Source organism: Kushneria sp. Sum13 (assembly GCF_052692355.1).
Genome location: NZ_CP199847.1, coordinates 147594 through 169490, shown reverse-complemented (window position 1 = coordinate 169490; position 21897 = coordinate 147594). Strand labels below are relative to the sequence as shown.

The following is a 21897-nucleotide window of genomic DNA, read 5'->3' as shown; positions in this document are numbered from 1 at the left end:
CCCGAGCCTATGCGCCCGGTTCACCTTCCCAGTAGGAAGGCGCGTCATCGTGTCGGCCCAACAGCCGAACGCGAGGCTGATCGGGAGGCCCACTACGCGCCATGAACTTGCCCGAGTCGGGATACTCGATGATATCGGCCGCGGCCCTGCTGGAAATGACCAGATACTGAAGCGGCTGATTGCCGGTATTGATCAACTGATGCGCGGTGTCCATGCCGCCGGCGGGGGCACCCAGCACATCACCCGCCGTGACCACATGGCGATTCTGCCCAAGGCGATATTCGCCCTCCTCTTCCAGAATCACGAAAATCTCATCCTCCACGTGATGGTTATGAAAGGGACAGCCCGATTTGCCCGGGGGCACTTCATTGTACGTAATGCCCAGGGACTTCAAGCCCAGCAGTGCGCCCAGACCGGCTTCCGAGCCTTCGTAAACATTTCCCTGTTGCCAGGGTTTTTTGATCAACCGTGACAGACTGATGACTGGTGTCATGACAGATACCCTCCCAAAGTGCAGTAGCCCGATGTGCCCTGGCTTGCCTGATAGTCTTGCCCGAACGCCGCCAAGGTGCCATCGTCATGACATGACCCGGCGCACAGTGCGCCCGATTGAAGACGACAGGAGCGTGCACGGTGTTTATTGCCATGAACCGTTTTCGGGTCAATCCCGAGCGAGTAGAGGAATTCGAGCAACTCTGGCTGGAGCGTGAAACCCATCTGCAGGGGCTGCCCGGGTTTGTCGAGTTTCATATGTTGCGCGGCCCGCAGGAAGAGGATCACGTGCTGTACGCCTCCCACACGATCTGGCGCTCGCGCGAGGATTTTGATGCCTGGACCCACTCCGAGGCCTTTCGCGCCGCGCATGCCAATGCCGGCCAGAGCCGCCGTGAGGGGCTCTATCTGGGGCCACCGAAATTTGAAGGTTTCGAGGTCATCCAGACCATCAGCGAGGCGAATCACGCCTGATGGCGTGATGGCTTGCCTGTCCACTGCGGAGCATTGTCATGAGTGATCACGCCGATAGACGGCCACTGGCCGTGGTGACCGGTGCCAATACGGGGCTGGGGTTTGAAACCGCCCGCGCCCTGATGCATCAGCACTACCGGGTCATCGTGGCCGCGCGTGATGAAACGAAGGGGCAGGCGGCTGTCGAGGCGCTGCGGGATGAATCCCCCAAGGCCGACGTGTGTCTTGAACTGCTCGATCTCAACCGGCTGACGTCAGTGCGGGAATTTGCCGCCCGCGTGCAGGCACGCGAGCCGTCGCTGGATCTTTTGATCAACAATGCCGGCGTCATGGCCCTGCCCCGGCGCGAACTCACCGAGGAAGGTTTCGAGCGTCAGTTCGGCGTCAATTATCTGAGCCATTTCCTGCTGACAAGCCTTTTGCTGCCGCAGTTGATGCACGCGCCAGCCCCACGGGTGGTCCAGCTCTCAAGCCTTGCCCACCGGGGCGGGCACATCGACTTTGATGACCTGCAGGGGGCACGCGACTATGACCCCTGGCGGGCCTACCGTCAGTCAAAGCTGGCCATGCTGATGTTCAGCCAGACCCTGCAGCGCCACAGCAACCAGGAGCTTTGGGGGCTCGACAGCCTGGCAGCGCACCCGGGGCTGTCGCGCACGGCGCTTTTCAACCATGGAGTGAAAAGCCGCCCGCTGGTGGGCACGCTTTTTCGGCTGGCCATGCCGCTTTTGAGCCAGAATGCCGCCGACGGTGCCCGGCCCACGATCCATGCCGCGACCTCCAGCGACATTCGACCGGGCGATTACTTCGGCCCCGATGGCACCGGGGAAACGCGCGGTGCGCCCAAACGCGCCCGGCTTTCAAAAACGGCACGTGATCAGGCCGAAGGCGAGCGGCTCTGGCAGGTCTCCTGTGAGTTGACCGGCGCGGAATGGTCCGCCTGATCAAGGCTCGACACGACGTCAGCACGGCGGGAGTCCACAAAAGGTCTCGGGCGTGGGGTCATCAGCGGCCAAACAGCATTGGAGCGCCCGCCCGGGCGCTTTTGGTATCTGTGCCGCAATTACTCTCCACTCAGGGACGGTTTCCCGGCCGCCGGTGGAATGCGTAGGATAGGGTTTTTCGCCATGAGAGCTGCCATGCGTTACGCCCTGATTCTTGTTGTCAGCCTTGTTACCGGCCTAGGGATCTCATCGAGTCAGGCCTCCGAGACCACCCAGCGCGCCGTAGCCCAGCAAAAGGCCCAGCTGCTGGAACAGCGCGCCTCCAACGAAGGCGGCGTTCAACCCCCGCCGCCCCACGTTCGTCTCACCAGTGACGGGACGCGCGCAATCGACCCGCGCGGCCAGGCGCCGCTCGATGATGCCGTGACCTGTCTGGCCCGCTCCATCTACTGGGAGACCAAGGGCACGAACCAGCGAGAGATGGAAGCAGTGGCCAGCGTGATCATGAACCGCCTCGGCAGCAGCGGTTTCCCCCCGACCCTGTGCGGCGTGGTGCAGGAGGGCTCGGAAACCGGCAGCTGTCAGTTCTCATGGTGGTGCGATGGTCGCCCGGACGAGGCCAACGAGCTGGGAGAGTACGCCGCCGCCCGTGAAGTCGCTCGACGGGCCCTCAACGGCAGCCTGCGCGATCGCACCCGCGGGGCACTCTTTTTCCATCACCGCGGCATGACGCCGAGCTGGGCATCGAGTTTCGTGGAGACTGCGGAAACCGGCGAGTTCCTGTTTTATCGCCCGCCGAGCTGAGCTCGATCGGTGTGACTGGCGCAGGCGCTGCCGGCCGCTACGCTAAAGGCCCCGACATTACTTCTGCATCAGGGCGGAGCGGCATCGATGGGCAAGAATCTTGTGGTGTGCTGTGATGGCACCAATCAGCAGTTCAGTCGCGTCAACACCAATGTGGTGCACCTGTTTCGCTTGATCAAACGTCACGGCGATCAGCAAAAGGCCTTCTACAGCCCGGGCGTCGGCACCTTTGCCGCGCCCTTTTTCGGCATTGATGTCGGGCGGGCGCTGGGGCGCGCGCTGGGCACCGCCTTCGGTTACGGCATCCAGCAGAACATGGAAGATGCCTACCGCTTTTTGATGAACGAATACGAGCCCGGCGACCGCGTGTTTCTATTCGGCTTCAGTCGTGGCGCCTTCACCGCGCGCTCGCTGGCGTCGATGATCGACCGCTGCGGCATTCTTTATCCGCACCACGACAACATGGTGCAGGAGATTACCCGCCGGTATCTGCGGGGCGATGACGCCACCAGCCTGCGGACCTTTCGCGACACCTTTGCCCGTTCCTGCAAGCCCTGGCTGGTCGGCGTGTGGGATACCGTCGGCGCACTGGGCTGTCTGATCTCGATGCGCAAATTCCACAACCGACGCCTGAGCCCGGGCGTACGTTTCGCCTATCACGCTCTGGCGCTGGATGAAAAGCGCCGACCCTTTTCGCCGACCCCCTGGGATGAAAGCAAGGCCCGGGACGGGCAGCACATCGAGCAGCGCTGGTTTGCCGGCAGCCACGGTGATGTGGGCGGCATGTACCGTGAGCGCGGGCTCTCCGACATCACCCTGCGCTGGATGCTGGAGCGTGCGACCGAACACGGGCTGCTGCTGGAACAGGACGATCTGTCCCGCATTCAGGGGGATCCGGCGGGCATGTTGCATCAAAAGGCCTCAGGGCCATGGCGGCTTTTGGGCACCAGAAGACGTCACTATCCCTGCGGTGCCCTGATTGATGAGAGCGTGCAAACACGTATCGAACAGGTCGATGGCTATCAGCCGGCCGCCCGCCAACAGGCGCGTGAGTAGAACGCGCCCTGTTGCATCAGACGTCACGAATTAATGAGTGAATTTCCCCGGGTCACTGGTAACGGCCTGGGGCACCGCGCCGCCCCCTGACCACCCTTTTGATGCGCCCCGGACAGCCATCCCATCCCTGGGCGTGCCAAAGGATTCATCAAACCCGCCTCAAGCTGAAGTTCCCCGTATCACACTGCCCATGAGCACTTCTGCCAGGTCAGTGACGGCCCCTGTGCGTCTACCGTTCGCAGCGACCCGGACCTTGTCGATACTCGACGGCGCCTGTCGCTGTACGCATGACAACCTGCAATGAACGCCAGCCATTACAACAATTCATGACCACCCTCGGGAGCCTGATCTTTCATGCGTGTCATTGGCCGTCTGTTTACTCACATCGCCGAGCGTTATCTGCCGGATGCCTTTGTTTTCCTGTTTTTCCTCACACTTGTGGTGCTGGGGCTCGGCATCGTGTGGGGCGACGGCCATGCGCCGCGCCAGGTGCTGGACTACTGGGGCAACGGTTTTTTCAGCATCTATGAATTCACCTGCCAGATCATTCTGGTACTGGTGAGTGGCTACGCCCTGGCCCACACCCGCCCGGTGCGCCGTGCCCTGATCGCCTTTACCCGCCTGCCGCGTACCGAGGTGCAGGTGATCGTGGCCACCACACTGGTGGCCATGCTGTGCAGCTGGATTTCCTGGGGCTTCGGGCTGGTGGCCGGCGGTCTGGTGGCCCGCGAAATGGGGATTGTTCACCGCGGCCGGGTGCACTATCCGCTGGTGGTGGCAGCGGCCTACTCGGGATTTATCGTCTGGCACGGCGGCTATGGCGGCTCGATCCCCACCGTCATCGCCAATCCCGGACACTTTCTGGAAGCCGAGATGGGTATCATCCCGGTATCTCAGACAGTCTTTTCGATCGGCAACCTGGCCATTCTGGCGGCCATGGTGCTGGTGGTGCCGGCCGTGCTGGTGTCAATGCGCCCACGCATCGGTGAAGCCCGGACCAGCCTGCCGGACAGCGAGCAAAGCGATGACATCAACGCCGTGCCCGAGCCCGACCGCTCACGCATGACGCCGGCCCAGCGCCTTGAGTACTCACGCCTGATTCCGCTGACACTGGGCGTGATTGCGCTGCTCTGGCTGCTGGATCATTTCGTGACCGGCGGCGGGGTCAACATCAATACCGTCATTCTGGGCTTTTTCGCGCTGGGGCTTTTGTTTTCCCGCCACGCCCGTGAATACATCGCCTTTTGTACCGACGGGTCGCGCACGGCCTACGGCATCATCATGCAGTTTCCCTTCTACGCCGCCATGATGGGCGTGATCGCCGGCACCGGCATGGCCACCGATATCGGCAGTGCGCTGGTCTCGATTGCCAGCAGCGAGACCCTGCCGTTTTATTCGTTCATTAGCGCGGGGCTGATCAACTTCTTTATCCCGGCCGGCGGCGGTCAGTGGATCATGCAGGGCCCCATCGTGATTGATGCCGCCCGCCAGCTCGATGCCGACATGGCCAATGTGGCCATGGCAGTGGCCTGGGGCGATGCCTGGACCAACATGGTGCAACCCTTCTGGACGCTGCCCCTGCTGGCCATTGCCGGTCTGCAGATTCGCGACATCATGGGCTATACCTCGGTGATCATGCTGGTGAGCGGTGTCGTGCTGGGCATCGCCATGTTTTTGATCTGAGCCCGATGCGCCTTGCCCGAGTGAACGACCGTGTCCATCTTTAGTCTCACTCAGAGGATCGGCGGACAGGGAGAGGACATGCGGGCAGGGGCAGGAAGAAAGGGCGTCATCCTGATGATGTGGACAGTGCTGAGCCTGTCGGCCGGCCTCGCCGTGGCCGAGAGCCCTCCGGCACCCGTCGCAATCGATGAGGCGATGGCCGTTGAGGTGGCCGCCGCTCTGGCGGCGGCGAATGATGCCCCGGTCGTTCGCACTGACAGCGGCCTGCTGCGCGGCGAGCATGATCAGGGTTTTTCGGTCTATCGCGGCATCCCCTTTGCCGCACCTCCGGTAGGAGAGAACCGCTGGCGCCCGCCGCAGCCCGTCACACCCTGGCAGGATGTCCGCGAAGCCACGCGATTTGGCCGCGACTGCATGCAAAAGCCACTGTCCAGCAGCGCCTCACCCGGGGATGAGCGCCCCGATGAGGACTGTCTCTATCTCAATGTCTGGCAACCCGATGGCGCTCGACGCGACACACCGGACAGCGCGCGAGAGGCCGCCACCGATGGACAGGCGGCCGCAACCGATGGCCCGGGTCGCCCGGTGGTGGTCTGGCTCTATGGTGGTGCCTACGTCAACGGTGGCGCGTCCTCACCGGCCTATGACGGCCAGAGCTTTGCCCGTGATGGCGTGCTCTATGTCAGCCTGAACTATCGACTGGGGCGCTTTGGCTTTTTCTCTCATCCGGCGCTGGACGGCGAAGACGGCAATGACGCCCTGGAGGGCAACTATGCCGTCATGGACCAGATCCGGGCGCTTGAGTGGGTCAAACGCAATATTGACCGCTTCGGCGGCGACCCGAATCAGGTCACCCTGGTCGGCGAATCTGCCGGCGGCAACTCGATTCTCAACCTGATGGCAAGCCCCGCCACCGAGGGTCTCTTTCAGCGCGCCGTGGTGATGTCCGGAGGCGGCCGCGGGCTGCGCGCCGTGCGCCATGGCCTGCATGACGACCACCCCGACAATCCATCGGCCGATAGCTTCGGCACCCGCTTTGCACAGCGTCACGGCATCGAGGGCAACGATGAGGCCGCGCGTGAGGCGCTGCGCGCGCTGCCGGCCGAGGCGGTGACGGGGGATCTCAACATGAGCATGATGTATACCCCCAACCGCGAGCGTGAGACCTATGTCGGGGGTCCGGTGCGCGATGGCCGGCTTCTGGTCGATGAGACCCAGAACCGATTCAAACAGCAGCAGCAGCGAAAGATACCGCTATTGATCGGCTCGACCAGCATGGATCTGGGGCGCGCGGATGCCGCCTCGAAAACCGAGCTTTTCGATACCTTTGGCGATAATGCCGATCGCATGCGCGCGCTCTATGACCCCAACGGCAACGTCAATCTGAAAACGCTGGCCAAGGAGATCGGGCGCGACCGCACCATGACGGAGCCGGCGCGCTTTATTGCCGATGAAATGTACGCCGCCGGCCAGCCGGTGTGGCGCTATCGTTTCTCGCATGTCGCCGCGCCGCGCCGTGCCGACTGGGCAGGCGCACCGCATGCCACCGATATTCCCTATCTTTTTGATCATCTTGATGCGCTCTACGGCAGCTCGATCGACGACAGCGACCGCACCACGGCCACGGCCTTTCATCGCTACGTGGTCAACTTCGCGCTGACCGGTGACCCCAACGGCGAGGGCCTGCCACAGTGGCCCCGGCATGACCCGACGCAGGAGAAGCTGGTGGATTTCACTCAGGATGACGGGCCACAGGTGATGCGCGACCCCTGGTGGGAACGGCTGGACATGATCGAGGGCCGCTGGGTGGCCGCCCCCGATGCACCTCCCGAGCCGGACCATCAGGGCTGACAGGCCCGGTCTTCCGGCGTGGTCTATGCTGGGCGCATGATCCAACGCAAACGGGACGTCGCATGCAACGCTGGTTGAAAGGACTGCTGACGCTGGGGCTACTGGCCACGCCCCTGTGGACCTGGGCTCAGGCCGCCTCGTCTGACCCGGCCGTTACCCGGGTAGACATCGACACCGGCGCGCTGCAGGGCCGCAGCGCGCTTGATGTGACGGCCTTCAAGGGCGTCCCCTATGCAACGCCGCCAACGGGAGACAACCGCTGGCGGCCACCGCAGCCGGTATCCCCATGGCAGGGCGTGCGCAAGGCCACCGCTTTCGCCCCGGACTGCATGCAGCGTCCCGACCCGAGCGATGCCGCCCCGCTGGGGGTAACGCCTTCAGAGGACTGTCTTTACCTCAATGTCTGGGCGCCGTCTGATGCCATTCCCGATCCGAAGGCCGATCGCGCACCAACCAACCATCCGGTACTGGTGTGGATTCACGGCGGGGGCTACGTCAACGGCGGCACCTCGACGCCCATTTACGACGGCAGCGCCTTCGCTCGCGACGGCGTGATTCTGGTCAGTCTCAATTACAGGCTGGGTCGTTTCGGCTTTTTTGCTCACCCCGCCCTGAGCCGCGAACAGCAAGGAAAGGCGCTGGGCAACTATGGCGTCATGGATCAGCTGGCCGCCCTTGAGTGGGTACAGCGCAATATCGGTGCCTTTGGTGGCGATGCCGGTAACGTCACCATCATGGGCGAATCCGCCGGCGGCGCCTCGGTGCTGGATCTGACCGGCACACCGGCCGCACGCGGGCTGTTCCAGCGCGCCGTGGTGATGTCCGGTGGCGGACGGGCGCTGATGGGGCCAATGCCCGCGCTTTCCGATGATCAGGACGACCTGCCTTCGGCCGAGACGATCGGTGAGCATTTCGCCCACCGTCACGGCATCGACGGCCAGGGGCACGAGGCGCTGGACGCGCTCAGACACCTGCCTGCCGAGCAGGTGGTCGATGGCCTCAACATGAGCAACCTCATGGCATCACATGAGGGACCGCGCACCTGGGTCGGCGGCCCGATCCGCGATGGCGAGCTGATCTCCGGTGAACCCGAGAAGATTTATCAGACCGGCCTTGAGCGGCATGTACCGATGCTGATCGGCACCACCGATGCCGATCTGGGATTCAGCTCGGCAGATAGCATGGACACACTGCTCACCCCCTTTGGCGAGGACGCCGACCGTGCCCGGGCGCTGTATGATCCCGAGGGCAGCGATGACGTGCAGCAGGTGGGGCGCGCCATTGGCATGGATCGCATGATGACCGAACCGGCGCGCTTTATTGCCGATCATGTGGCCGCCAGTGGCGAGCCGGTGTGGCGCTATCGCTTCTCTCACGTCGCGCTCGAGGCGCGTGACCAGTGGCCGGGAGCAGTGCATGCCAGCGAGCTGCCCTATCTCTTTCGCACGCTTGAATCGCGCTACGACCGGCTCGATGACAGCGACCGGGCCATGGCCTGGCAGCTGCATCGCTACGTGGTCAATTTCGCTCGGGACGGCAATCCCAACGGCGGCGGGGCGCCCACCTGGCCGCTGCATACCCCGCTATCAAACCTGATGATGGACTTTACTCAAAAGGCGGGGCCGGTAGCCCGACAGGACCCGGGGCAGGCGCGGCTGGATTTGATCGAGCAACATCTGACGCCGGCCCTTGATCATTGATAGCCCTGGTGTTTTACCGATCATCATCCACGTCCTGAAGACATGACCCTACAGGGCTACGACTTTGGTAATTTTGCGTAACAAAATGATCAAGCAGGTAACGGAGCGGTCGATATAGGCGGGGAACATCTTCTGGATTCTCGCCATCATGAAACTGGATCGCTTTTACGCACAGGCCAACGAACAGGACGCTTCACTGCAAAATGAGGCCGAACATGACGCCCTCATGAATGCGCTGTCCCCCTGCCAGCAGCTGGAACAGAATTATACGAATCTGATCAGGCGCGAGGAGCATCTGCGTCTGGCCTGGAAGGACATGCCCGAAACACTGCGTGTTCTTTTGCAGGAAACATCTCTTGGTCGTCTGCTGGAAGGCCTTTAAGCCTGGTGATCCGACCCGATTTTTCTGTCATGACCTGATGTTGCAGCTCGATACAACCCGAGACATCGCACAACTCTGCACACACGGTAACCCTTTCTGGTGGCATGATCGGCCTCCCTTGCCGATCGGCCACCCGACGGTGTCTCCCCCCTGAAAAAGCAGCTTCATGAACAAGGCACTCATCAATACCGCCTGGATTCTTGGCGAAAAGGTCATGTTGGCGCTGGCCGGTATTTTTATCACGGTCTATGTCGCTCGCTATCTGGGCCCCAGCGAGTTCGGTCTGATCAGCCTGGCGCTGGCGATCGTGGCCTTGATCACACCCATGGTGAAAATGGGCGGCGATAACGTGGTCTTCAATCGCCTGGCCCGCAACCGACAGAGCGGACTGCTGCTGATGGCGGCCTCCACCCGGGTGCGTGCGATCAACTTCGTCATCATTTGTGCGCTGTTGACCGTGGGCGCCTGGTTTTATTTTGACACCCCCAAACAGAGGTTGGTGTTTTCCATCATCATCTGGGGCAGCTTCTTTACCACCAACGAGGTCTACAGCGTTTTTTTCAATTCGTCGCTGGATTCCAAGTTCAACACCGTGGCGCAGAACATTGCCCTCGGTATTGGCGTGGCGCTGAAGTTTGCCTTTATCAAGCTGGGGGCCACGGTGGGCTTTTTTGCCGCGGCCAACATCATTCAGTGGGCCGTGTCGTATTTCATCAAGCAGCATCTGTTTCGCAAAAAGACCCGCGACATTGCGCATACCTTCAAGACGCGCAGCCGCCGCCACTCCCGCCATATCGTGCAGGTCGGCATCCCGCTGGCGATCTCGAGCCTGTCGATTGCCCTCTACACCCGCACCGACCAGATCATGCTGGGCAGCATGCTCGATGAAACGCACGTGGGCTGGTACAGCGCCGCCCTGACCCTGTCCCAGGGCTGGATGATGTTTCCCATGGCGCTGATGACGTCCTGGATGGTCGGCATCAATCATGCGTCAAGAAACCCTGACCCGTCCGTGTTCGAGCATCGCATTCGCCGACTGTTTCTGGCCGTGTTCGTGGTTGCGGTGATTCCGGCCACGCTGATGGGCATTTTCAGGGTCGAGCTGATCGACATGCTCTACGGCGAGCAATATGCCCCGGCCGCTGCTGTGCTGGGCATTACCGTCATTTCCTCGGTCTTCTCGGTACTGGGTACCTCGGCGTTCAACGTGATTACCGTGATGGGCGGCTACAGCTTCCTGCTCAAGAAAATGCTGTTTGTCAGCGCGCTCAATATCGTTTTGAACTACCTGCTCATCCCTCATTACGGTTTGGTGGGTGCGGCCATGTCGACGCTGATTGCCGAAATCCTGTCGGCCGTGGTGCTTAATCTCTTTTACCGTCGGGGCCGTGTCCTGAGGCTTCAGCTGACGGCCTTTATGGGCGCCAGATCTGCCCCGGCGCCGGCCGGTTAATGCTGCCGGCCCCGTCGATATTTTGGAAACCGATACCATGATTGAAATGTTTGTCTGTGGCGATGTGGTCAACCGCCAGTACAACGGCGGCCCCGTCTGCGATGACGCCATGAGCGAAACCATCGCCGCCTGCGATTACGCCGTATGCAACTTCGAGGCACCGGTTCGCGGCTTTGGTCGCGAACAGCCCAAGGACGGTCCGCACATCAACCAGCAGATCGAAATCATGTCGGTGCTCAAAAGCCACGGCTTTGACATGATGCTGCTGGCCAACAACCACATCATGGACTTTGGCGATGAGGCGCTCGAGGCCACGCTGCGTGAAGGCGAGCGTCTTGATGTCGACATGCTCGGCGCCGGCATGACCGTCGAGAAGGCCTATCTGCCCCTGATCCGCGAGATTCAGGGTGTCCGTATCGGCATGATCAATGCCTGCGAGGCGCAGTTTGGCGTGCTCGATCACAACGCCGAACCTGATCAGGCCGGCTACGCCTGGCTCAACCACCCCGCCATCGATCGCATGGTGATCGAGCTCAAGCGCGAGTGTGATTTCGTGGTGGTGTTTGCCCACGCAGGTCTTGAGTACTACGACATCCCGCAGAAGGAGTGGCGCCTGCGCTACCAGCACCTGTGCGATCTGGGCGCCGATGTGATCGTGGGCGCCCATCCGCACGTACCGCAGGGGCACGAGAACCATAACGGCTCGCTGATCTTCTACAGCCTGGGCAACTTCTACTTCAGCAACCGGCCCAATCCGGCGGCGAAGAAGAATTATTCCTATGCCGTAAAGCTCGGTTTTGAAAAAGGCGCGCCGGTGCGTTTCACGCCGGTCTTCCACCACACCGAAAACGATGTGGTGTGCCTCTCGCCGGAAGATGACCGTACCGATCTGGCGCGACTGGATGCCCTCCTGCACGAGGACTATCAGCGCCGTTATGATGAGATGAGCACCGCAATCTATCAGAAATACATTCAGCCCAATCAAATCCGCAGCCTCATGGGGGTGCCCTGTGATGGCACGCTCAAGGGCAGTATCAAGGAAGTGGCGGCAACGCTTCTGGGCAAGCGCCGCCACCTCGACAAGCCGGTGCTGGGCATGCACCTGATGAAAAACGAGACCTACTACTACGCCGCCCGGCGCGCTACCGAGCTCAAGGCAAAACGCTCGTAAGCAGCCTCCCGGCGCCAGTATGAAAGGGCCCCTGACAGTACGCTGTCCGGGGCCCTTTTTTTGGCGCGCGCTGTCTTCCTGCGCCATGGTCTAAGTGAAGCGCTCGAACGCATCGACACTGGGATACGATCGGCATAAGGTTTTTGTTCGGGAATCTCCCCTTTGACAGCAACACTTTTGATCAGGCCTCCCCCATGACCGCTTTTGAGTCCTATCCGGATACCGAACAGCTTCGCCAGTGGCGCCACGATTTTCACCGCCATCCCGAAATCGCCTTTGAAGAGCATCGCACCAGCGCACGCATTGTCGAATTGCTGCGTGAGGCCGGCATCGAAGTGCATACCGGGCTTGCCGGTACTGGTGTGGTCGCAACGATCGAGGGCACTCGCGGCCCCGGGCGCACCATCGGCCTGCGCGCCGACATCGACGCGCTGGCCATTGAAGAAGCGACCAATCTTGATTACGCCTCTACCACGCCCGGGCGCATGCACGCCTGCGGCCACGACGGTCACACCACCATGCTGCTGGGCGCGGCCTGGGCGCTGGCGCGCAACCCGGATTTTGCCGGTAAGGTGCACTTCATCTTTCAACCGGCCGAGGAAAACGAGGGCGGCGCCCGGGTCATGATCGAGCAGGGGCTTTTTGATCTTTTCCCGATGGACGCCGTGTATGGCCTGCACAACTGGCCGGGCATGGCGGTTGGCGAGGCGGCCGTCCATAGCGGCCCTTCCATGGCCGCCTTTGATGTCTTCACCCTGCGCCTGTCCGGTCGGGGTTGTCACGCGGCCATGCCGCACATGGGCGATGACGTGATTCTGGCGGGCTGCGAGCTGGTGACGCAGCTGCAGGGGCTTATCAGCCGCGAGCGCCCGGCGCATCAGCCGGCGGTGCTGAGCGTGACCCAGTTTCACGGTGGCGACGCCTTCAACGTCATGCCGGCCACGGTAGAGCTGCGCGGCACCCTGCGCTGCTTCGACCCCGCCCTGCGCGAGCACCTTGAAAAGCGCTTTCGCGAAGCCATTCAGGCCAGCGCCGACTTTCACGGCCTGAGCGTCGAGCTGGATTACCAGTCGCGCTATCCGGCCACCATCAATGACGCCGAACAGGCCGCGCGCTGCGCCGAAGTACTTGAGGCCATGCCGGAGATCGAGAAGGTGCATTACGACCTGCCGCCCTGCATGGCCTCGGAAGACTTCGCTTTCATGCTGGAAAAATGCCCGGGCGCCTACATCTGGATGGGCAATGGCGACAGCGCTGCCCTGCACAATCCCGGCTATGACTTCAACGACGCCCTGGCCCCGCTCGGGGTGGCCTGGTGGCAGGCACTGGTGAAACATCTGCTGGGATAAAGTCCCGCTAGATATCGCGACATCCTCGCCCTATCGCCGCAGTTGAGGCTCAAAAAAGGCCTTAATTGCGGCTTTAATCAGATAACCCTGTTTCATAATTCAGATTATTCATTTGATGACGTCTGAACCTCCTGTCGGAGCAGCCCCGGACGCTTTTCCTTACATCTTCGATCAGATATCGCCATGCCCGAACCGAGAGCACCCGCCAGCGCCATCACAATGGACAGTGATGCACTCTATCGACAGCTGGTGCAAAAAATTACCGATTACGCGATCTACATGCTCGACCCCGAGGGCATGATCCTGAGCTGGAATGAAGGCGCCCGGAACTTCAAGGGTTACTGCAGCGAGGAGATTCTGGGTCAGAACTTCAGCTGCTTCTATACGCTCGAGGAAAAACGCTCGGGGCTGCCCATGCAGGGGCTGGCCGCCGCACGTCGGTATGGTCGACACGAAGCGGAAGGCTGGCGTCTTCGCAAGGATGGCAGCGTTTTCTGGGCCAGTGTGGTGATCGATGCCATGCATGAAGATGGCCGGCTGATCGGCTTTGCCAAGATCACCCGCGACATCACGGAAAAAAGGGCACAGCAGCAGGAAGTGCTCGAGGCACGGGACGCCGCCGAACAGCAGTCCCGTGAGCTGAGCGGACTGTACGCGTTTCTCAATACCGTGATTCACAACATTCCAACCCGGGTCATGGTTGAAGACCAGAGTGATGGTCGTCTCCTGCTGTGCAATCAGGGGCAGCAAAGGCACCAGGCCGGCCCGCGAACGCTGATGGCCAACCTGCCTACCGACGCGCTATTAACGCGGATTCGGTCCGAGCTGCCCCGCGAGAATACCGACGTTGCGCGTCACCTCAGACTCAAGCTGGAAACGCCGGAGGGCACCTGCCGGCTGAAATGTCTGACGCTGGACATCATGGATAACGGCGAGGCGACCGGACAGCGTCTCTACTTGGTCGATGACATTACCGAGGAGCACACGGCTCAGGCCACCATTCGCCACATGGCCCATCATGATGCCCTGACCAACCTGCCCAACCGGCTGTTGTTTGGCGAGCGCACCCGGGCACTGCTGGAAAACCTCGAGCCGGAGATCGAGCGGGTGGGCATGGTGCTGCTGGATCTGGACAACTTCAAGAACATCAATGATGTACTGGGCCATCAGGTCGGCGATGAGCTGCTGTGTCAGCTGGCCGCTCGACTGCGCCAGCATCTGCATCACGGCGAAACGCTGGCCCGCATCGGCGGCGACGAGTTCGCCCTGCTGGTGCCTGATGCCGGTGATGACAGCGCCCTGGCCCGACTTGCGCAAACGCTGGCCACCAGCGCACGAACGCCCTTTCAGCTCAGCGAGCATCTTGTCCAGACCGGCATCAGCCTGGGCGGCGTGCGTGCCTCAAACGATATCGACAGCTTCGAGCAGCTGATGCGTTGCGCCGACCTGGCTCTTTACGAGGCCAAGCGTCAGGGCAAGGGACGCTATGAAACCTTTCGCCCGGCGCTTGCCCGGCTGGCGCGCGAGCGCCTTGATCTTGAAAACGACCTGCGAGGCGCACTGGATCAAGGCGCGCTCTTTTTGCTCTATCAGCCCATCTACGACATCACCGGGACCCGCACCACGGGCTTTGAGGCCCTGATGCGCTGGCGCCATCCGATCAGGGGCATCGTCTCACCGCTGGAATTCATTCCGATTGCCGAAAACAGCGGCCTGATTCTTGACATCGGCGCCTGGGCGCTGGTCGAGGCCTGTCGCGAGGCCAGCCGCTGGCCTGATGATCAGCGCATCTCGGTCAATCTGTCACCGGCCCAGTTCAAGCGCCAGGCCCTGGTCGATGAAGTCGCCAGCGCGCTGGCCATCACCGGGATTGCGCCTTCGCGTCTGGAGCTTGAGATCACCGAGTCGATTCTGCTCGATGCCAGCCAGCACAACATCGATATCCTGCACCAGCTCAAGCAGCTGGGCGTTCGCATCGTGCTGGATGACTTCGGCACCGGCTACTCGTCGCTGCACTATCTGCGCTCTTTCCCGTTTGATCGAATCAAGATCGATCAGAGTTTCATCCGCGAGATGTGCGACAGTCGCGAGGCCATGGCCATCGTGCGCGCCGTCACCGGCATGGGCAAAAGCCTCGAGATGGAAGTGACCGCCGAGGGGGTCGAGCGCCCCGAGCAGATGGCGCTGCTTCAGCAGGAGGGTTGCTCGCATTTGCAGGGCTTTTTACTTGGCCGACCGGGGCCGGCCGCCGACATTGTCTCGAACACACCGGCGCCGGCCGACATCTCGCCTAAGCCGCCGCACGCCTTGAACTGACCCGACTGCGCCGCTGGCCCTGCTGGTCCAGCAGCCGGCCGGCCACCTCGGCCAGCGGCGTCATCTGATGACAGATCATGGCCAGTTGAGAGTGCACCAGCCGGCGAGCGTCCTCGACTTCCTCCGGCAGCTGCTCGAGGAAGGCCACCATCGTCTCGGGCGGCGGTGACAGCGCACCAACCGCCTGACGCCGGGACAGCGCGCGGGCAATGGTCGAGAGATAGCCACTGATCGCCTCAAAGACCACTTCCAGCTCCTGCACGTCCAGTCGCTCACTGACGCTGCGCCGGTGCGCGCCCAGCGCCGACAGATGACCAAGAATGCTGTGGGTGATCACCAGTAGCCGATACCCCTCGTCGGCATCATGGCGATATTGCCCCGGCTCCTGCATGACGCTGGCCAGGCGCGTCGACAGCGCCGCATCGGCGTTATGGGCGTTGCGCCTGGCCAGCCGATAAGCCAGGTCGTCGCGCTTGCCACTGCGATACTGGCGCACGATTTCACAAAAGTAGGCTTCACTGGCCGTGACGACCGATGCCGCCTCCCGATTGAGCCGTCGCCCCTGCCAGTCCGGCAGGATCACCAGCACCGCCAGCGCCGCAAGGCCCGCCCCAAGCAGCGTATCGATCAGCCGCGGCCAGATCAGATCAAATCCGTCGCCCACCTGATTGAAGCAGGCCAGCACCATCAGCGTGATGGCCGCGGTGGCGATCGTGTAATGACGAATGCGAGTGGCAAAAAACAATACCCCCGCCAGCACCGCAATCAGGGCCTGCGCGGCGTCCCAGGGGAACAGCGTGATCAGCGCCCAGCCGGCCACCAGTCCCATCACGGTGCCGGTAATGCGCTGGCGCAAAAAGCGGTGGGTCGCACCGAAACTCGGCCGACAGACAAACAGCGTGGTCAGCAAAATCCAGTAGCCCTGGGTGGGGTGAATCAGGCGCAGCAGCAGATACCCCGCCACCAGTGCCGAGGAAAGACGCAGGGCGTGACGAAAGATCGGCGATGAGGTGCGAAAGTGGCCGCGCAGCCGCTGCCAGCCGTCACGCAGGCCACTCGGCGAGCGGTCCAGCAGCTTGCGATCAAACTCGTCCAGCGCCATTTCTGGATTGTCGGCACGGGTCAGCTGTCGCTCCAGCTCGCCCAGATTGATGGCCAGCGACGTTAAAGAGCGCAGCAGCCGGTGGTTCTGGCGCGTGTCTTCGCCGGGCGGATGGCGCTTGAGATACTCGATCGAGGCCCGCAGATCATTGAGCGCCTGCTCGCTTTCACCATGATCAAACGACTGGCGCAGCAACAGGGCTCGGCCCAGCGCCCGGCAGGACTGTCCCTGCTGATACAGCAGCCGCTGACAGCGAAAGAGCACATCACTGTGAAAGAAGTGCTCGGCCAGCGCGTCGTAATCGTAGTGGGTGGAGCTTGCACGCTCATGGATGTCCTGAGCGATCAGATAAAGGCGCAGGTAACGGTCGATGCGCGCACTGTTGTGCTGGCCCTGAAGGCGCGAAAAGATCATCTCCTTGGCTTCGTTGAGCGCGCTGACCACGCGGCCGTTCTGACGCGCCAGCGCCAGCCGGCGAGCGCTGCGATCCACCCCGCGCAGCGGTTCGAACAGCGAGGCCTTGATGGCGAGATACTCCCCCAGCTCCGTCATCAGCGCCGCCAGACTCTGGCGCACCGGCTGGTGGGTAAACAGCACCTGCCAGACAATCGACAGCACGCCGTACCAGGCCGCTCCGGCGATCAGCAGCAGCGGCCCGTGCCAGAGGTTTTCTACCGTCGCCCCGCCGCGCTGCTCGATGTTGATCATGGTGTAGACCGACAGAATCAGCGTCGCCGTCGTGATGGTGGCGTAGCGCTGGCCGATGGCACCGAGCATGATCATCAAAAAGGTGGCCAGTCCCAGCCCGATGCCAAACAGCCACGGATGGGCAAAGGTCAGCTCCACGGCAAGCGAGGCGATGGCAAAGCAGACCAGCGTGACCAGAAGCGCCCGCAACCGACCCTGCCAGCTGTCGTCGGTCTCGGCCAGCGCACTGGCAATCACGCCCAGAAACAGCGGAATCATCTGCTCGATGTGGCCGAAAAGCCCGCTCCAGAGCATGACACCGGTCAGCGCCATGAACACGCGCAGGCTATAGGCGAAGGCATCCAGCGCCCAGAGACGGCGCAGTGAATGGGTCAGGCGATCGAACATGGCGCTGGCCTCCACGGGGAACACGAAGGCGACACCTGCCGGCCGGCAGGGCGTGCCATAACAGCGCGAACATAACAGAAAGGCAATGGAGACGACATCGCCGCCCGGGGCGGGAGAGGCCCGAGCGGTGCGCTGAACCCTTGTTACGGGCGGCCTCGGAGCATGACAACGCCGGCCCAGAAGGGCCGGCGAAGGGTGTGGAATATCCGTGCGGAAGGATTAGAAATCCAGCGTCGCCGAAAGCTTGAAGGTGCGCGGCTCGCCCTGCCAAAGGGTCTGTGAACCGGTCGTTGCCGCCGATGCCCAGTACGCTTCGTCGGTAACGTTTTCGACATCGGCGCGCCAGATCAGATTGCCCTCGTTGAACGGCATGGTATAGCGAAGGCCCAGATCCAGCCGCGTCCAGGGGTCCACTTTCAGATCATTGGCCTCATCCACATACTGAGCGCCGGTGCGAATCACGCGTCCGGTGGCGGTCAGGTTCTGCACCTTCGGCAGGTCCCACTCACCGCCCAGTACATAGCGATAGCCGGCCACGCCCGGCGCATCATTGCCATCGTTGGTGCCATCGGTAGTATCACGCAGCTCGGGGTCCATCCAGGTCGCACTGGCCAGCAGACGCACACCCTCCAGAGGCTCACCGTAAAGGCTGGTCTCGAGTCCGCGGTTGCGCTGCTCGCCGTCATAACCTGCGGTATTGGTGCTATCGATGGTGACCTGAGGCTGCTCGATCTGGAACAGCGCGATGCCGCCGCCAATGGTGCCGTAATCAAATTTGGCGCCGACCTCGTCCTGTTTGGAGCGCACGATTCCCAATACGTCACCGGCGTTGGTGACCGTATTATCACCATTGGTAAAAGGTGCCGACTCGCCGGCCTGCAGCGCCTCAATATGGTTGGCATACAGCGAGATATTGTCGGTGGCCTTGTAGAGCAGGCCATAGACCGGTGTCACGCGCGACGCTGCAAAGCGGTCAGTAAGCACGCCATCAGCAGCGCCGTAATTGTTGACCTCGATTTCCTGATAGCGCGCGCCCAGCGTCAAAAGCAGCCGGTCATCGATAAAACCCAGCGTATCGGAAAGCGACACGCCGTTGTTATAGACCCGCCCGGTGGTATTGGGATCACCCACATTGCCAAAGGCAACATTATTGGGGCGCTGATCAACCGCGACCGGATCGTAGAGATTGGTAGCAGGAGCAGGATAGAGCGCAAGCGATGACGCTGGATCAGTGTTGGGATATTCAAACGCCACGTCCTTGCGTGAATAGACACTTGAATAGCCCAGATTGAGCTGATGCGAGACCGGCCCGGTGTCCAGCTTGCCGCGCAGCCCGATCTGGCTGGCCAGCGATTCCGACTGATAGGCCGTATCCAGCTGGGACACGGTACCATCGCCGGCTTCATCGCTCAGGCTGACGCTGCCGGACAGGGTACGCTCATGGGTCCGATTGCCGCCGAGTGCTGCATAGCCGGTCCAGTCATCGTTGAAGTCATGCTCGCCGCGCATCATGGCGAAGGTGGTTTCAAGGCTCGAACGGTTCCAGCCCGGCACGTAGTTGGCGTCACTGTGCGGCACATCGGGCACCGAGCTGCCGGTATAGCTACCCAGATTCAGGTTAAGCCGATCACCGTCGATTACGGTTTTTTGATGGCCCAGATCGAACGAGAGCCGATCACTGCCGCCGTCATAATCCAGCCCCAGCAGGGCCAGGGTATTTTCACGCTCGGCGTCATCGATCACGGTATCGCCGCGGCCGCGCTTGAGCACCAAACGGGCGCCAAACTCGTTGGCCTCACCAAAACGACGGCCGACATCCACACCGGAGTCGATATAGCCATCGCTGGTATAGCCGGTCGAGAGTCGGTTGATGGGCTCATCGGTAGCACGTTTGGGCTCGATATTGACCGAGCCCCCCACGCCGGTGCCGCCGGCCGGCACGCCATTGGCAAAGGCGCTGGCGCCCTTGAAAAGCTCTACGCGGCTGGCAATGTCGCTGGCAACGATCTGACGCGGCAGCACGCCGTAGAGACCGCCAAACGAAATGTCGTCATTGTAAAGATTAAAGCCGCGAATCTTGAAGGATTCGGAATAGTTGCCAAAGCCCGTGCCGACCGCGACCGAGGCATCATTTTGCAGCACGTCACCGATGGTATCGGCCTGCTGGTTCTCGATCAGTTCATCGGTATAGCTAATCACATTGAACGGCACATTCATGGCATCCTGCTCACCCAGAATGCCCAGGCGACCACCAGCGGCTACCTGCCCACCGGCATAGGTGGGTGGCGGCGTATTACCGGCGGTTTCGATCGCGGTGCTGGTCACTGTGATGGTATCAAGATGGCCATTCTGCTCGGCCGCGTACGCTGCACCGGTCGCGACCGTACTCCCCACAACGACGCCTGCGGCAAAGCGCTGTACCAGCCGGCGCCTGAAATCCTGTTCCCTTGTCATTGCCCTGAACCCTTTGAATTATTGTCGCCGACGTCGGTCGCACTGCGATCCTGCGTCGGCAGATACGCGTCAAAGGCGACCCTTTTTCTTGCCGGATCTGCCCATGTCACTGACTGTCAGTGTGAATTTCATGCATTTGAAAACTATTCGCATATGCATTGCAACAGGCGTTGACTTAAACAGACACAAAAAAACCATCCCGAAGGATGGTTTTGATAAACGCGCGATGGCGATAGCAATGCTTAGTCGATATTGAACAGGTCGCGGGTGTAGATCTTGTCCTTGACGTCTTCGAGCTCGGGCAGCATGCGGTTGGCGATGATGACATCGGCCTCTGCCTTGAACGCCTCGAAGTCCTTGATCACGCGGGAGTTGAAAAACTCCTCTTCTGCCAGGTTCGGCTCATAAACAATGACTTCAACGCCCTTGGCCTTGATGCGCTTCATCACGCCCTGCATGGCGCTGGCGCGGAAGTTGTCGGAGCCGCTTTTCATCACCAGACGATAGACGCCGACGACCTTCGGCTTGCGGCGCAGAATCGCCTCGGACACGAAGTCCTTGCGGGTACGGTTGGCCTCGACAATGGCCTGAATCAGATTGTTGGGCACATTCTGATAGTTGGCCAAAAGCTGACGGGTATCCTTGGGCAGGCAGTAGCCGCCGTAGCCAAAGCTCGGGTTGTTGTAGTGATTGCCGATACGCGGGTCGAGGCCGACGCCATCGATGATCTGACGGGCGTTGAGTCCGTGCGTCTCGGCGTAGGTATCGAGCTCGTTGAAATAGGCCACACGCATGGCCAGATAGGTATTGGAGAAGAGCTTGATCGCCTCGGCTTCGGTGCTGTCGACCAAAAGCGTGGCAATGTCCTGTTTGACCGCCCCTTCCTTGAGCATGTTGGCAAACGTCTCGGCGCGCTCGGAGCGCTCGCCAACAATGATGCGCGACGGATGCAGATTGTCATACAGCGCCTTGCCCTCGCGCAGAAACTCCGGCGAGAACATCAGGTTTTGCGTATTGAAGCGCTCGACTGCTTCACGGGTATAACCTACCGGCACGGTGGATTTGATCACCATCACGGCGTCGGGATTGACCGCCATGACGTCATTAATGACCGATTCAACGCTTTTGGTGTTGAAGTAGTTGGTCTGGGGATCGTAATCGGTGGGCGTGGCGATGATGACATAGGCCGCATCGCGATAGGCCGCTTCCTTGTCCAGAGTGGCAGTGAAATTCAGCGCACGGTTGGCCAGAAAATCAGAGATTTCCACGTCCTCGATGGGCGAGATCCCCTGGTTGAGACGCTCAACCTTCTCGGGCACGATATCGACCGCAACCACTTCATGATGCTGCGCCAGCAGCATGGCGTTGGAAAGGCCCACATAGCCTGTGCCTGCAACTGCAATTTTCACTTGAACCGTCCTTTCGTCAAAAATGTGCTTTACCGGCCATTTCCGGACAATCATGCGCGTCCGGATGACAGCGCCCCTGATAGGCGGCGGCCGTGACTGATGCCATGCATCATACTCGACCCGCCCCCTCAGGCGCTTGGCACAAACGCTACTTTTACGACG

Annotated in this window: 16 protein-coding genes; 12 read left to right on the top strand and 4 right to left on the bottom strand. The window is 61.4% G+C overall.

The features are described from left to right. Positions 1-7 precede the first annotated feature (7 nt). Positions 8-493, bottom strand: a complete 486-nt coding sequence (locus ACUN8C_RS00775; RefSeq protein ID WP_445620487.1) for a cupin domain-containing protein — start codon at positions 491-493, stop codon at positions 8-10. A gap of 140 nt (positions 494-633) precedes the next feature. On the opposite strand from ACUN8C_RS00775, the gene ACUN8C_RS00770 reads away from it, so the two are divergent. The 12 genes from ACUN8C_RS00770 to ACUN8C_RS00715 all read left to right on the top strand — a co-directional run bounded on the left by ACUN8C_RS00770 (position 634) and on the right by ACUN8C_RS00715 (position 15675). Next, entirely contained in the window at positions 634-966 is a 333-nt protein-coding gene (locus tag ACUN8C_RS00770; RefSeq protein ID WP_445620486.1) for an antibiotic biosynthesis monooxygenase family protein, read from the top strand. Positions 967-1004: 38 nt separating this feature from the next. Continuing rightward, the gene (locus ACUN8C_RS00765; RefSeq protein WP_445620485.1) at positions 1005-1910 is read left to right on the top strand and encodes an oxidoreductase; all 906 of its coding nucleotides are present in this window, start codon (positions 1005-1007) and stop codon (positions 1908-1910) included. Between the two features lie 183 nt (positions 1911-2093). Then, positions 2094-2714, top strand: a complete 621-nt coding sequence (locus ACUN8C_RS00760; RefSeq protein WP_445620484.1) for a cell wall hydrolase — start codon at positions 2094-2096, stop codon at positions 2712-2714. Between the two features lie 87 nt (positions 2715-2801). After that, the gene (locus ACUN8C_RS00755) at positions 2802-3770 is read left to right on the top strand and encodes a DUF2235 domain-containing protein (RefSeq protein WP_445620483.1); all 969 of its coding nucleotides are present in this window, start codon (positions 2802-2804) and stop codon (positions 3768-3770) included. Positions 3771-4124: 354 nt separating this feature from the next. Next, positions 4125-5453, top strand: a complete 1329-nt coding sequence (locus ACUN8C_RS00750; protein WP_445620482.1) for a short-chain fatty acid transporter — start codon at positions 4125-4127, stop codon at positions 5451-5453. Between the two features lie 114 nt (positions 5454-5567). Beyond that, on the top strand, positions 5568-7304 hold the full coding sequence (locus tag ACUN8C_RS00745; RefSeq protein ID WP_445620481.1) for a carboxylesterase/lipase family protein: 1737 nt from the start codon (positions 5568-5570) through the stop codon (positions 7302-7304). Positions 7305-7366: 62 nt separating this feature from the next. Next, a complete protein-coding gene (locus ACUN8C_RS00740; RefSeq protein WP_445620480.1) occupies positions 7367-9004 on the top strand; it encodes a carboxylesterase/lipase family protein in 1638 nt (545 codons plus the stop codon). A 148-nt stretch (positions 9005-9152) separates the two neighbouring features. Continuing rightward, positions 9153-9386: a hypothetical protein gene (locus tag ACUN8C_RS00735; RefSeq protein WP_445620479.1), complete on the top strand. Its 234-nt coding sequence runs from the start codon at positions 9153-9155 to the stop codon at positions 9384-9386. Between the two features lie 166 nt (positions 9387-9552). After that, on the top strand, positions 9553-10839 hold the full coding sequence (locus ACUN8C_RS00730; RefSeq protein WP_445620478.1) for a flippase: 1287 nt from the start codon (positions 9553-9555) through the stop codon (positions 10837-10839). A 37-nt stretch (positions 10840-10876) separates the two neighbouring features. Beyond that, the gene (locus ACUN8C_RS00725; protein ID WP_445620477.1) at positions 10877-12010 is read left to right on the top strand and encodes a CapA family protein; all 1134 of its coding nucleotides are present in this window, start codon (positions 10877-10879) and stop codon (positions 12008-12010) included. 194 nt (positions 12011-12204) lie between these two features. After that, on the top strand, positions 12205-13359 hold the full coding sequence (locus tag ACUN8C_RS00720) for a M20 aminoacylase family protein (protein WP_445620476.1): 1155 nt from the start codon (positions 12205-12207) through the stop codon (positions 13357-13359). Positions 13360-13542: 183 nt separating this feature from the next. Further along, positions 13543-15675 (top strand): sensor domain-containing protein, encoded by a 2133-nt coding sequence (locus tag ACUN8C_RS00715; protein WP_445620475.1) that lies wholly within the window; start codon positions 13543-13545, stop codon positions 15673-15675. Here ACUN8C_RS00715 and yccS read toward each other — a convergent pair. From yccS to ACUN8C_RS00700, 3 genes are all read right to left on the bottom strand, one after another. Then, entirely contained in the window at positions 15650-17872 is a 2223-nt protein-coding gene (yccS, locus tag ACUN8C_RS00710; protein ID WP_445620474.1) for a YccS family putative transporter, read from the bottom strand. The genes ACUN8C_RS00715 and yccS overlap by 26 nt on opposite strands. Before the next feature lie 219 nt (positions 17873-18091). Then, positions 18092-20326 (bottom strand): TonB-dependent receptor, encoded by a 2235-nt coding sequence (locus ACUN8C_RS00705; RefSeq protein ID WP_445620473.1) that lies wholly within the window; start codon positions 20324-20326, stop codon positions 18092-18094. A gap of 242 nt (positions 20327-20568) precedes the next feature. After that, on the bottom strand, positions 20569-21735 hold the full coding sequence (locus ACUN8C_RS00700; RefSeq protein ID WP_445620472.1) for a nucleotide sugar dehydrogenase: 1167 nt from the start codon (positions 21733-21735) through the stop codon (positions 20569-20571). Positions 21736-21897 lie beyond the last annotated feature (162 nt).